General features: G+C 69.2%; 11 protein-coding genes. 3 read left to right on the forward strand and 8 right to left on the reverse strand.

Features of this window, described 5'->3' with window-relative positions:
• Positions 1–32: 32 nt before the first annotated feature.
• Both ACFVAE_RS02520 and ACFVAE_RS02525 read right to left on the reverse strand, forming a co-directional pair.
• Positions 33–1,058, reverse strand: a complete 1,026-nt coding sequence (locus tag ACFVAE_RS02520; RefSeq protein WP_378887556.1) for a GNAT family N-acetyltransferase — start codon at positions 1,056–1,058, stop codon at positions 33–35.
• On the reverse strand, positions 1,055–3,145 hold the full coding sequence (locus ACFVAE_RS02525; protein ID WP_378887558.1) for a type IIA DNA topoisomerase subunit B: 2,091 nt from the start codon (positions 3,143–3,145) through the stop codon (positions 1,055–1,057). Before ACFVAE_RS02525 ends, ACFVAE_RS02520 begins: the two co-directional genes overlap by 4 nt.
• Positions 3,146–3,324: 179 nt before the next feature.
• Between ACFVAE_RS02525 and ACFVAE_RS02530 the strand changes: the two genes are divergently transcribed.
• Positions 3,325–3,543, forward strand: a complete 219-nt coding sequence (locus tag ACFVAE_RS02530) for a hypothetical protein (RefSeq protein WP_378887560.1) — start codon at positions 3,325–3,327, stop codon at positions 3,541–3,543.
• A gap of 38 nt (positions 3,544–3,581) precedes the next feature.
• Here the strand turns inward: ACFVAE_RS02530 and ACFVAE_RS02535 are convergent, their stop codons facing one another.
• From ACFVAE_RS02535 to ACFVAE_RS02560, 6 genes are all read right to left on the reverse strand, one after another.
• Positions 3,582–4,613 (reverse strand): alanine racemase, encoded by a 1,032-nt coding sequence (locus ACFVAE_RS02535; RefSeq protein WP_378887562.1) that lies wholly within the window; start codon positions 4,611–4,613, stop codon positions 3,582–3,584.
• Positions 4,610–5,302 carry an alanine racemase C-terminal domain-containing protein gene (locus tag ACFVAE_RS02540; RefSeq protein WP_378887564.1) on the reverse strand — a complete coding sequence of 231 codons (693 nt, stop codon included), beginning with the start codon at positions 5,300–5,302 and terminating at the stop codon, positions 4,610–4,612. The genes ACFVAE_RS02535 and ACFVAE_RS02540 overlap by 4 nt, the downstream gene beginning before the upstream one ends.
• A 16-nt stretch (positions 5,303–5,318) precedes the next feature.
• Positions 5,319–6,074, reverse strand: coding sequence for a type 1 glutamine amidotransferase (locus tag ACFVAE_RS02545; protein ID WP_378887566.1), 756 nt, complete (start codon positions 6,072–6,074; stop codon positions 5,319–5,321).
• Complete coding sequence (locus ACFVAE_RS02550; protein WP_378887568.1) at positions 6,071–7,384, reverse strand: MurT ligase domain-containing protein; 1,314 nt, start codon at positions 7,382–7,384, stop codon at positions 6,071–6,073. Before ACFVAE_RS02550 ends, ACFVAE_RS02545 begins: the two co-directional genes overlap by 4 nt.
• Positions 7,384–8,655: an RNA polymerase sigma factor gene (locus tag ACFVAE_RS02555; protein ID WP_378887570.1), complete on the reverse strand. Its 1,272-nt coding sequence runs from the start codon at positions 8,653–8,655 to the stop codon at positions 7,384–7,386. Before ACFVAE_RS02555 ends, ACFVAE_RS02550 begins: the two co-directional genes overlap by 1 nt.
• 160 nt (positions 8,656–8,815) lie before the next feature.
• Positions 8,816–9,748, reverse strand: coding sequence for a proteasome assembly chaperone family protein (locus ACFVAE_RS02560; RefSeq protein ID WP_378887572.1), 933 nt, complete (start codon positions 9,746–9,748; stop codon positions 8,816–8,818).
• A 104-nt stretch (positions 9,749–9,852) separates the two neighbouring features.
• Between ACFVAE_RS02560 and ACFVAE_RS02565 the strand changes: the two genes are divergently transcribed.
• A complete protein-coding gene (locus ACFVAE_RS02565) occupies positions 9,853–11,325 on the forward strand; it encodes a leucyl aminopeptidase (protein ID WP_378887574.1) in 1,473 nt (490 codons plus the stop codon).
• Complete coding sequence (gene lpdA, locus ACFVAE_RS02570) at positions 11,325–12,698, forward strand: dihydrolipoyl dehydrogenase (RefSeq protein WP_378887576.1); 1,374 nt, start codon at positions 11,325–11,327, stop codon at positions 12,696–12,698. The genes ACFVAE_RS02565 and lpdA overlap by 1 nt, the downstream gene beginning before the upstream one ends.
• The last annotated feature ends 41 nt before the right edge of the window (positions 12,699–12,739 follow it).

Here is a 12,739-nt window from a genome sequence, read left to right on the forward strand (position 1 = left end):
TCAGGGGAAGGAAGCTGCGGGCTCGGGCGAGGTCAGGCCCGCATCGCCCCGTCGAGTCGGCTCCCCAGGATGTCGATCGCCGGGCCGTCTCCCATCCGCAGCCCGGCCGCGATCTCCTGCCAGCCCTGCGCCGCGTAGAAACGTCGGGCGCCCTGCGCCGCGGCGTAGCATCCGAGCACCGCCGTCTCGTAGGTCAGGCCGGTGAGCACGTCGGCCATGAGCAGGCCGGCGAGCCCAGACCGGCGGTGCGCCGGATCCACAGCGAGCTCCTCCACCGAGAAGCACTTGTCGCCCAGCCATGTGTCGCGTGCGTGCGGATCGAGCACGCCGGCGATGCGGTCGCGCCACCAGTCGCCCTCGGCGATCCCGGCACCCATCACGAGTCCGACGACCCTCGCGCCCTCGAGGGCGAACAGCAGCCGGAAGTCCGGTTTGACGACCGAGTTCCGGGTCACGCGCTCCGCGAAAGATCGCCGGCTCTGGTCCGGGTCATCGCCGTAGGGCGGTTCGGCGAACACCCGACCGTACAGGTCCGCGGCCTGCCGGAGCAGTTCCTCCTGGCCCGCCCAGGCGGCGATACGGATGCGGCCGCTCGAGTCCGGGCCCGAAGGGTCTCGCCGCATCCACACGTCGACGCCGTCCTCGGCCTCGACGATGAAGCCATGGCGGGCGTAGAGCCGCTGGGCGGGCGAGCCGACCAGCACCTGCAGGCGCAGCGGCGCGCTCGTCTCAGCCAGCACCGTTCTCAGCACCTCGGTGCCGAGCCCGCGCCCCTGGTGGTGGTCGTCGAGATAGAACATCTCGAGCCAGACGTCCTCGCCCTCCGGCCGGAGGGTGATCGTGCCCGCGGTCGCGTCGCCGAGCAGGATCATCCAGCTGTGCTCCGGCGAGAAGTGCTCGACGACGCGCGCTCGAGACTTGTCCGGATCCCAGCCGAGCAGACGATCGAGGTCGGCGCGTAGGACGCGGGCCTTGAGCGCGATGACCTCCTCGAGATCGTCGGGGGTCGCCGGCCGCAGCCGCACCTCGCTCCGCGCCGGCGGGACGACCTCGCTCACGCGTCGATCGACTCGCGGCTCAGCCTGTCGCTGGAGCTCATGATGAACTCGCGCCGCGGCGCGACATCATTGCCCATCAGCAGTTCGAAGGTGCGCACCGCGGCATCCGCGGCCTCGGCGTCCTCGACGGTGACGCGGCGCAACAGCCGGCCGGATTTCTCCATCGTCGTGTTCGCGAGCTGATCGGCGTCCATCTCACCGAGGCCCTTGTACCGCTGGATCGGATCCTGCCAGCGCTTGCCCGACTTCTGCAGCTTGGTCAGCAGCGTGTGCAGCTCCGCCTCCGAGTAGGTGTAGATCGTCTCGTTCGGCTTGGAACCGGGGTTCATCACGATGACCCGGTGCAGCGGGGGCACGGCGGAGAACACGCGGCCGGCCTCGACGAGCGGACGCATGTAGCGGAAGAACAGCGTGAGCAGGAGGGTGCGGATGTGCGCGCCGTCCACGTCGGCGTCACTCATCAGGATGACTTTTCCGTACCGCGCCTGGCTGAGGTCGAAGGTACGCCCGGAGCCGGCGCCGATCGTCGTGATGATCGCCGCGCACTCGGCGTTGCCGAGCATGTCGCTCACCGACGCCTTCTGCACGTTGAGGATCTTGCCGCGGATGGGCAGCAGCGCCTGGAACTCGCTGTTGCGCGCATGCCTGGCTGTGCCCAGCGCCGAGTCGCCCTCGACGATGAACAATTCCGACTGGGTCACGTCACTGGAGCGGCAGTCCACCAACTTCGCCGGCAGCGACGACGACTCCAGCGCGCTCTTGCGGCGCTGCGTCTCCTTGTGCGCGCGTGCCGACACACGCGCCTTCATCTCGGCGACGACCTTGTCGAGCAGCTGAGAGGCCTGGCTCTTGTCATCGCGCTTGGTGGAGCTGAACCTCGCGGCGAGCTCCTTGCGGACAACCTGGGCGACGATCGAGCGCACGGCAGGTGTGCCGAGCACCTCCTTGGTCTGTCCCTCGAACTGCGGCTCGGGCAGGTTCACGGTGAGCACCGCGGTGAGCCCGGCCAGCACGTCGTCCTTCTCGAGCTTGTCGTTGCCCGCCTTCAGCCGGCGAGCGTTCTGCTCGACCTGGCTGCGGAGCGACTTCAGCAGCTCCTGTTCGAAGCCCTGCTGGTGGGTTCCGCCCTTCGGCGTGGCGATGATGTTCACGAAGGACCGGGTGGTCGTGTCGTAGCCGGTGCCCCAGCGCAGCGCGATGTCGACGGCGCAGACGCGCTCGACCTCGGTGGCGACCATGTGACCGTCGGCCTGCAGCACGGGCACGGTCTCCTTGAACGTGCCCTCGCCCTGGATACGCCAGGTGTCGGTCACCGGCGCGTCGGCGGCGAGGTACTCCACGAACTCCGAGATGCCGCCCTCGTAGTGGTACGAGGTCTCGTTCATCTCGTCGGCGCGGTCGTCGCGGACCACCAGTTCGAGTCCTGGGATGAGGAACGCGGTCTGACGCGCGCGATTCTCCAGCTCTCCGAGCTGGAACGCGGCATCCTTCGTGAAGATCTGCCGGTCGGCCCAATAGCGGATGCGGGTGCCGGTGGCGCCCTTGGGCGCCTTGCCGACGATGCGCAGTTCACTCTTCTCCTGGAACGGGGTGAACGGTGCGTCCGGGCGCTTCTCAGTCCCGGAGTCGGCGAAGATTCCGGGCTCCCCCCGACGGAACGACATGGCATAGGTCTTGCCGCCGCGGTCGACCTCGACGTCGAGTCGCTCGGAGAGAGCGTTCACGACGGAGGCGCCGACACCGTGCAGACCACCGGATGCCGCGTAGGAGCCGCCACCGAACTTGCCGCCGGCGTGCAGCTTGGTGAAGACCACCTCGACGCCGGTCAGACCGGTGCGCGGTTCGACATCGACGGGGATGCCGCGGCCTCGGTCGTGCACTTCGACGCTGCCGTCCGAGTGCAGGAAGATGTCGATCTTCGTGCCGTTGCCCGCGACCGCCTCGTCCACCGCGTTGTCGATGATCTCCCAGAGGCAGTGCATGAGGCCCGGCGAGCCGTTCGACCCGATGTACATGCCGGGGCGCTTGCGCACTGCTTCGAGCCCTTCGAGGACCTGCAGATGATGGGCGGAATACTCGGCGGTCACAATCCTCGATTCTATTCGCCGATCGACTCCTGACTCGGCCGACACTCCCCCACCGCCGAGCGCGGTAACGGTTCAGTACGCGCAGAGCGAAACACGCCGTCCTGCGGGCATTGCTCACAGGACGGCGTGGTTGTATTGAGCACGATCACACAGACGTCCGAGCCCGAGGAGGAACCGAGATGAACGCTACGACCGAACGTGACCCGTCCACCGTCGAGTACCGCCTGACGGCCATGGACCGGTGCGACTCCTGCGGTGCGCAGGCCTACATCGCCGCCGAGGTGAACGGCTCGGAACTGCTGTTCTGCGCTCACCACGGCCGCAAGTACGAAGAGAAGCTGCGCGCCGTCGCCACCAGCTGGCACGACGAGACCGCGCGCCTCGCCGACGCGGTCTGACCGCGTATCCGGCTGACCGCTCGACGGTCTGACAGCGGTCAGCCGACCTCGACCCGTCTGACGCGCGGCGTCAGACGCAGCAGGATCTCCTCGCCGACCGTGTCGATCCGCTCCGCCAGCGCCGTGGCATCCTGTTCGCCCTGCGATCCCCGGCCGAACAGAGTGACGGTGTCTCCCTCAGACGCACCGGGCCAGGCGTCCACGGTGCTGACCATCGGTCCGACCGCACGAAGCAGGCGCGGACCAGCAGGAGTGCCGACCTCTGCACCGGCGAGAACGGACGGCAGGCCGTCGAACGATCCGATGCCGATCTCGGCACCGCCATCGCGCACGGACAGCACCGGCGCGCGCAGCTCGGCCACCGGCTCCACTCCGGGGATCTGCGGCCCCTCCGCCGAGCGGATGCCGTAGCAGAACGCCCCGATGCGGCTCAGGGAGCCGCGCAGTTCCGATCGCCACCAGGACGCCGCGGATGCTGTGAGGTGAAGCACCTCGGGTTCTCCCCCTGCGTCGCGGAGCGATCGCACTGCGAGCCGGAACTCCGCGGCCGCGACGTCGTCTTCCGCGTCGCTCGCCTCGGCGAGATGACTCCACACGCCGACCACGGCGAGGATGCCGCGTCGCTCGGCATCGCGGGCCTCGGCGACGAAGCCGGCCCAGTCCTCGGGTCGCACACCGTTGCGATGCAGACCGGTGTCGATCTTCAGATGCACCCGTGCGGGCAGGCGCAGGCGTTCGGCCTGCGCGATGACGCGGCGCAGATAGGGCAGAGTGCCGACGCCGAGGTCGATGCCCGCCTCGATCGCCGCTGCCACCTCGGCATCCGCCGACGTCGCCCATGCATAGACGCGGGCATCGTCCCGACGGGCACGGATGCGCAGTGCGGAGTCGACGTCATAGGAGCCGAACCAGGTGACATCCGGCGCACCGTCCACGGTCCACTCGACACCGTGGCCGTAAGCGTCGTCCTTCATCACGAGCATGAGCTCGCTCGGGGCGATCTGTGCCCGCACCGCGGCGATGTTGCTCTGCAGCACCGCTCGCGAGATCTCCAGGACCGGAACGCTCATGCTCGCCACTCCCGTCGTGAGCTCATGCCTGCGACCGCGACGAGCTCACCGACGGTGAGGCCGGTGATGCGCGCCCAGTCCGCGAGTGTCTCCCGGGCCGGACCTGTACCGCCGAAGTAGGTGACCTCTGCGCCCTCAGCCGCATCCACGCCCTCCAGGTCGACGACGCAGACGTCCATCGCGACCCTTCCGATGATCGGGCGCAGAACGCCGTCGACCTCGGCGCGCGCGTGGTTGCCGAGGGCGCGCACGATGCCCTGGGCGTAGCCGCCCGTCACCAGCGCGACGGTGGTGTCCGACACCGCACGGTGCGTGTACCCGTACGACACCGCGTCGCCTGGCCGCAGCCGCTTCGTCGACATCACAGTGCCGACGAGGCGCATGACAGGGACCTTACCGGCGCCGGGCAACCCGAAGAGCATGCTCGGGTCGACATCCGGTGCTCCGCTGGCCACTGCGTCGATTCCGGCCTCGCGAAGGCTCAGCGCGGTCTCCTCGTCGTCGACGAGGATCTGCCGGATGCCGGAGCGCGTGACCGTGTGTGCGACCTCGGTCAGGCCGTGGCCCCAGGCATCCCTACGCAGATCGGCGCAGGCTCCGCCCGCGGCGGCCGCACCCCTGGCCGCGGCCGCAAGCGCGGCGCGGGAGAGAACGGCACGCGGCAGCGCGCTGTTCGTGGCGGAACTCACCGGATGCACGACTGGGTCACACCTTGATGGTCTTGAAGCCCTTGTCGCGGGTCGGGCGCATCAGGATCTTGGTGCGCGCGGCCTCGGCGTACTCGTCCAGATCGCTGTGCGTCGCCGGGGCGAGCGTGAGTCCTCGTCGCGCGGCGGCCGCGTCGACGAGGACGTCCGTCAATGCGGGGTTCAGCGGCAGCACCGGGCCCTGCACATTGCTCGCGAAGGCGTTGCCCACGCGAACGAACTCGCCACGACCCTCGCCTCGCACATAGCTGCCGTGTCCGTCGCGAACCGTGCCGTAGGCGGCACCGGCATCGGCGAGGGTCCATTCCGAGGCGTGGTCCTCGAAGCCGACCACGGGGCCGTCCGGGGTGTCGACGATGGTGTAACCGACGCGACGGTCGCTGACGCGCGCGACGCGGTAGGGCAGCACGCCGATCCCGGCGAGCTTCTCCCCCTCGGGCGCGTCCAGGCCCTGTCCGAGCAGCTCTGCGGAGCCTCCGACCGAGAACAGGACGCCGCCGTCGGCGACGAAGGCCGCGATGCGCTCCTTCCGACCCACCAGATCGGCGTGCACGCCGCGCAGTGCGGACAGCGGGGCGTTGCCGATCACGAGCACGTCGAGGTCCGTGGGAAGCTCCTCGCCGGGAGCGACCAGCACGGTCGAGGTCTCCACACCGCGCGCGGCGAACCGCCGCTCGATCGCGCGGACGTTACCGCGGTCGCCGGTGACACCGAGTTCGACCGGGTACAGCTGGGCGATGGTGACCTGAGTCATCGACGGGTCTCCTGCTCTTCACGGCCGAGGATGCGACGGCCAGTCATCATGAGCTCGTAGTTGACGAACCAGATCTGACGGCCGGCCGAGGTCTCGGGGAACGACCGCATGAGCTCCACCGCCTTCTCCATGTCGGGTTCGACCGCTCCGATCTCCACGCCGGCATAGGCGAGCGCGAGCGCGAGCTGATGGGCCTTCTCACCGGTGACCACATCGACTCTCGGCAGCGGGGCGAAGTCGACGTCGTAGAGCCAGGAGACGTCGGGCGTGCCGTCGTCGATCGCGATGAGAGCCCGCTCGGGAGTGCCGTCGAGGGCATCCAGATTCATCTGCAGGCTGGGTGCGTTCTTGAACATGACGAACTCGACCTGCTCGCCGTCGGGCTTCCCGCGCAGCGGGATGACCTCTCCGCGACCGTAGGCGGGCGCCATCGTCGCGAACCCGGCCGCCGCGCGGCCCGCGTCGAACTCGTCGCGCAGCACGCGGGCGGCGACGGTCAGCGCCGCCGCGGCGTCGGCCGCGTAGTGCAGCCCCCGCGCGGGCAGGGTGATGCGGGCATCCGCGCCGTCGACGTTCACGACGATCTCGCGGCCGGACACCTCGCGCACCTCGGCGAAGGCCGTGCGCGCGACCGTGCCGGCGGTGCCGCTGCGGGTGTCCGCGGCGTTGGACAGTCCGTGTGCGGACGCCGCGACGATCTCCTCGGAGATGCCGAAGAAGGACACCGGCGCCTTCATGGCCCCCTCGTCGATCTTCGACAGATACGGGTCATCGCGGTTCACCACGACATGACCGGAGGCCCTGGTCGAGGCGTCCAGCATCATGTCGGCCACGCGCTCGGTCTCGAAGAAGCGGAAGAGTTGGTCGACCTGCACGTTCAGCGACAGGATGACCGACGGCGAGAGCCGATCCGCGAGGTCGGCGGCGTAGCCCTCATCGATCTCGAGGACCGCGACGTCAGCCTTGATCCGGCCGGTGAGCGACGCATCGGCGAGCAGCGCGCTCGTCACGCCCTGCGGGAGGTTCGCTCCGGTCGGGTTGGTGAAGACCTTCAGGCCGTGCGCACGCAGCACCTCGCTGACCATGTGCGTGGTCGTGGTCTTGCCGTTCGAACCGAGCACGAAGATCACGCCGTAGCGGAACTGGTCGGCGAGCGTCGGCAGCAGGGTCGGCGCCATCCGGTTGGTGAGGTACCCCGGGAACGCCGAACCGCCGCCGCGCAGGCGCGTCGCGAAGCGCGCGAGCTTGCCCGCCAGAACCGGAACGATGTACCGGGGACCCGCCGACCGCGCCTGAGGGGCGGCCGCCATCATTCGAGGTAGTCCCGCAGCGACTGCGAACGACTCGGGTGGCGCAGCTTGGCCATCGTCTTCGACTCGATCTGGCGGATGCGCTCACGCGTGACGCCGAACGTGTCGCCGATCTGGTCGAGGGTCTTGGGCTGACCGTCGCCGAGACCGAAGCGCATGCGGATCACGCCCGCTTCGCGCTCGGAGAGCGAGTCGAGCAGCTGCTCGAGCTGACGCTGCAGCATGGTGAAGCCGACCGCGTCCGCCGGGACGACAGCCTCAGTGTCCTCGATGAGGTCACCGAACTCGCTGTCGCCGTCCTCGCCGAGCGGGGTGTGCAGCGAGATCGGCTCGCGGCCGTACTTCTGCACCTCGATGACCTTCTCGGGGGTCATGTCGAGCTCGCGGGACAGCTCCTCGGGCGTGGGCTCGCGGCCCAGGTCCTGCAGCATCTGGCGCTGCACGCGGGCCAGCTTGTTGATGACCTCGACCATGTGCACCGGGATGCGGATGGTGCGGGCCTGGTCGGCCATGGCGCGGGTGATCGCCTGACGGATCCACCAGGTGGCGTATGTCGAGAACTTGAAGCCCTTGGTGTAGTCGAACTTCTCCACCGCGCGGATGAGGCCGAGGTTGCCCTCCTGGATCAGGTCCAGGAACTGCATGCCGCGACCGGTGTAGCGCTTGGCGAGGCTGACCACGAGGCGCAGGTTGGCGCCGAGCAGGTGGCTCTTCGCGCGCTGACCGTCGCGGGCGACCCACTGCAGGTCGAGACCCAGCTGGCTGGTCTTCTCGGCCGCGGTCATCGCCGACAGCTTCTCCTCGGCGAACAGACCGGCCTCGATCCGCATCGCCAGCTCGACCTCTTCGGCCGCGTTCAGCAGCGCGACCTTTCCGATCTGCTTCAGGTAGTCCTTGACCGGGTCGGCGGTGGCGCCGGTGATCTGGGTGGAGTAGACGGGGACGTCGTCCTCGTCGTTCGAGGTGATGACGATGGCGCCGGTGGGCAGCGGCTCGGTGAAGGCGGGCTTCTTGTCGCCCTCCTCCTCGTCGTCGGCGCTGTCGTCGGCGTGGACGTCCTCGGCGGTGTCGTCGCCTTCGTCGTCGTCCTTCTTCTTGGTGCGCTTCGCCGCAGGCTTCTTCGCGGCTGCCTTCTTGGCGGGCGCTGCCCTCTTGGCCGCAGGCTTCGCAGCGGGCTCTGCGGCGTCGACCGCGTCGACCTCAGCGGGCTCGGCCTCGGCAGGCGTCGTCGTCTTGGTCGTCCGGCTCTTCTTGGTCGTGGCTTGAGTCACGTTTCGCCTTTCACGGGGCGGTGCGCACGCCCCGGGAGATTTCGGACACTAGTAAGACCCTTGTCAAGTCCGATCGCGAAAACGACGGTTGACAACGGGTCGAATGTCCATTATCACACACCCGAGGGCGTGTGGATGACAACGACGCAGAATTCGGTGCTCAGTTGCGCTTGCCGTCGTCCTCGCCGGTCGGACGAGAGGCGAGATACCTCTCCAGCTCCGCCGCGATCTCGTCGGCGCTGGGCAGGTCGCGCTCGTCGAAGCCGCCCTCATCGACGTCTTCCGGGTCGCGTCCCGCCATGTAGGCGTCGTAACGGCGCTCGAGCGTGTGCACCATCTGCATCAGCTCGTCGTTGCCCTGCACCTGCTCCTCGACCCGCGAGACATACGCCTCCCGACTCTCCTGCACCTCGTCCATCCGCAGCACCAGTCCGGTTGCCGCCATCAGCCGGTCGGCGGCCGTGATGACGGCATCCGGGTACTCGGTGTCGCCGAGGTAGTGCGGCACGAGCAGCACGAAGCCGACCACGCGATTCCCGCGCTGCGCGAAGCGGTACTCGAGCAGGTGGCCGGCTGTCGACGGCACCTGGGTACGCGGGCGCCACACCGAGTGCGCGCCGATCAGGTCGCGCCGGTTGCCGCTGACCGTCGTGCCGATCGGCCGCGTGTGCGGAACGGGCATGGCTATCGAGTGCACCCAGGACACTCCCGAAACCTCGAACTCGGTCGCGAGGTCCAGGACGGCGTCCGAGAACGCGTTCCAGGCGAAGTCCGGCTCGTAGCCGGCGAGCAGCAGGAACTGCTGCCCGAGCGCATCGTGGGCGAGCGAGAGTTCGAGACGCGCGGGACGGAACTCCGTGAGGTGGTCCTGATCGAAGGAGACGACAGGACGGCGGGCGCGGTAGTCCAGCAGCATGTCGTTGTCGAAGACGACGATCGGCTGCGGGCCGGCCGTCTCCTCGAGGTGGTCGATCAGACCGGACACCGCGTTGCCCGCATCGGTGAACCCGGTGAGCAGGATGACGAGCGGCAGTCCGGTCGGCACGACCGGGGCGTTCGCGACGCGTTCGTGGACGTCTCCGGTGAAGGGCATACATCCATGCTACGAGCCGGTCCTGCCGCTGGGGCCGTGGGTCTCATGCTGAGAGCGAACAGCACGGCGGTCGGCGGCGGACCATCCCTGAATAGGATGGAGGCATGACGCTACCCGCGCTCTCGCACACGACCGAAACGTTCCCCGAAAGCGCTGCAGACGCCGCAGTGCTCGTGATCCAGGATCCGGAGGTCGCGCCAGAAGCGCTCACGACCTTCCCGGGTCTCGCGGACTTCCTCTCCGGCGTCGGCTTCCGCGGTTCCGCAGGTGCTCATGTCCGCGTGCACCTGCCCGAGATCACCACGCTGCCGCTGACCGTGGTCAGCATCGGCAAGGAGCAGACCGCCGCCACCGTGCGCGACGCCGTCGCGACCGCCGTCCGCACGCTGACCGGCTTCAGCCGGGTGGCCATCGGGTTCGCCCCCGGTGCCGATGCGCACGCCGCAGCAGCAGCCGAGGGAGCTGTGCTCGGCGGCTACCGCTTCGACGACTACCGCAGTGACCGCGGCCCGTCGCGCGCTGACGAGCTCGTGCTGCACGCCGACCTCACTGACGCGGACGTCTCCCGTGCCGTTGCCGTCGCTGAGGCCGTCGCCCTGGTCAAGGACCTGGTGAACGTCCCCGCGGAATGGCAGAGCCCCGCGCAGCTCGCGGACAGCGCCGTCGACGCGGTCAGGGATCTGGCCGTCACGGTCGACGTGCTCGACGAGAAGCAGCTCGAGGAGCAGGGCTACGGCGGCATCCTCGGCGTGGGCCGCGGTTCCGACCGCCCGGCGCGCCTCGTGCGCCTGGACTACTCCCCCGCCGGCGCGGCGCGCCACATCGCTCTGGTCGGCAAGGGCATCACCTTCGACACCGGCGGGCTCTCGCTCAAGCCGGCCGCCAGCATGGTCGGTATGAAGTTCGACATGGCCGGCGCCGCCACGGCGCTCGCCGCCGTGCGCGCGATCGCGGCGCTCGGTCTTCCGGTGCGCGTGACCGCCTGGATGTGCATCGCCGACAACATGCCCTCCGGCCGCGCCACCCGCCCCGGTGACGTGCTGCGGATGCTGGACGGACAGACCGTCGAGGTGCTGAACACCGATGCCGAGGGACGCCTGGTCATGGCGGACGGCCTCGTGGCGGCGAGCCGTGAGAACCCGGACGTCATCATCGACGTCGCGACTCTCACCGGCGCGATCATCGTCGCGCTCGGCATGCGCCACACCGGAGTCATGGGCAGCGAGGAGGCGGTCGCAGAGTACATGTCCGCTGCGGAGAGTGCCGACGAGCTCGCCTGGCCGCTGCCCCTGCCCGATCACATGGAGGAGTCGCTCGACTCGCCGATCGCCGACATGGTCAACGCGAACATGGGCGACCGCTCCGGCGGATCGCTGTTCGCCGGCCTGTTCCTCCGTCGCTTCGTCGGCCGAACCTCCGACGAGGCCGACGCGCCGCGGATCCCGTGGATCCACCTCGACATCGCCGGCTCCGGCGAGCACAAGGGATCGGCGTACGGCTTCACCGAGAAGGGCCCGACCGGGGCCACCGTGCGCTCGCTGATCGCGTTCGCCGAAGCATCCGCCAAGGAGGCATGATGACCACCCACACCTTCGACGTCGTCATCCTCGGCGGCGGCAGCGGAGGCTACGCGGCCGCCCTGCGGGCCGCCGAGCTGGGCAAGAAGGTCGCCCTGATCGAGAAGGACAAGGTCGGCGGCACGTGCCTGCACCGCGGCTGCATCCCGACCAAGGCGCTGCTGCACGCCGCCGAGGTCGCCGAGCACGTCCGCGACGCGGCATCCGTCGGCGTGACCGCGACGCTCGAGGGGATCGACGCCGCCGGCGTCCGCTCCTATCGCGAAGGGATCGTCGCCAAGAAGTTCAAGGGTCTCGAGGGCCTGATCAAGGCGCGCGGGATCACGGTCGTCGCGGGCTCCGGGCGCCTGGACACCGACCGCGCGGTCGTCGTCGGCGAGGACCGCTACGTGGGCGCCGACGTCGTGCTCGCGACGGGCTCCTTCAGCAGATCGCTGCCGGGGCTGGAGATCGGTGGCCGCATCCTCACCAGCGAGCAGGCGCTCGCCCTCGATGAGGTGCCGAAACGCGTCCTGATCCTCGGCGGCGGGGTGATCGGCGTCGAGTTCGCCAGTGTCTGGCGTTCGTTCGGCGCAGAGGTGACCATCATCGAGGCGCTGCCGCACCTGGTTCCGAACGAGGACATCGCCCTCAGCAAGGGCCTGGAGCGCGCATTCCGCCGGCGCGGCATCGCGTACTCGCTCGGCGTGCGGTTCCAGTCCGCGACGCAGACCGCGGATGCCGTGACCGTCACCCTCGAGGACGGCAAGACCTTCGAGGCCGACTACCTCCTGGTCGCCGTCGGTCGCGGCCCCGCCACCGCCGATCTCGGCTTCGCCGAGGCGGGTGCAACGTTGGATCGCGGGTTCGTGATCGTCGACGAGGAGCTCCGTACCGGAGTCCCGGGCCTCTGGGCCGTGGGTGACATCGTCCCCGGCCTGCAGCTCGCGCACCGTGGATTCCTGCAGGGCATCGCCGTCGCCGAGCGCATCGCCGGGCTGAGTCCCGCCCCGATGCCGGAGGCGAACATCCCGCGGGTCACGTACTGCAGCCCCGAGGTCGCCTCGGTGGGCATCACTGAGGAGGCGGCCGTGGCCGCGCACGGCGCGGAGCAGGTCGTCTCGTACGACTACAACCTCGCCGGCAACGGCAAGAGCGAGATCATCGGCACGGGAGGCCTGGTCAAGGTCGTCCGCCTCAAGGACGGTCCCGTGCTCGGCGTGCACCTGCTCGGTGACCGCGTGGGCGAGCTCATCACCGAGGGCCAGCTGGCCGTCGCGTGGGAAGCGCACCCCGAGGACATCGCTCCGCTGATCCACGCCCACCCCACTCAGAGCGAGGCTCTGGGCGAGGCCTTCCTGGCCCTCGCCGGGAAGCCCTTGCACGCATTGTGAAAACTTTTTCGCGCATTGTGGAAGTTTCGTTCTGTCTCTGC

Source organism: Microbacterium sp. NPDC057659, assembly GCF_042799915.1.
In the GTDB taxonomy this organism is placed as follows: domain Bacteria; phylum Actinomycetota; class Actinomycetes; order Actinomycetales; family Microbacteriaceae; genus Microbacterium.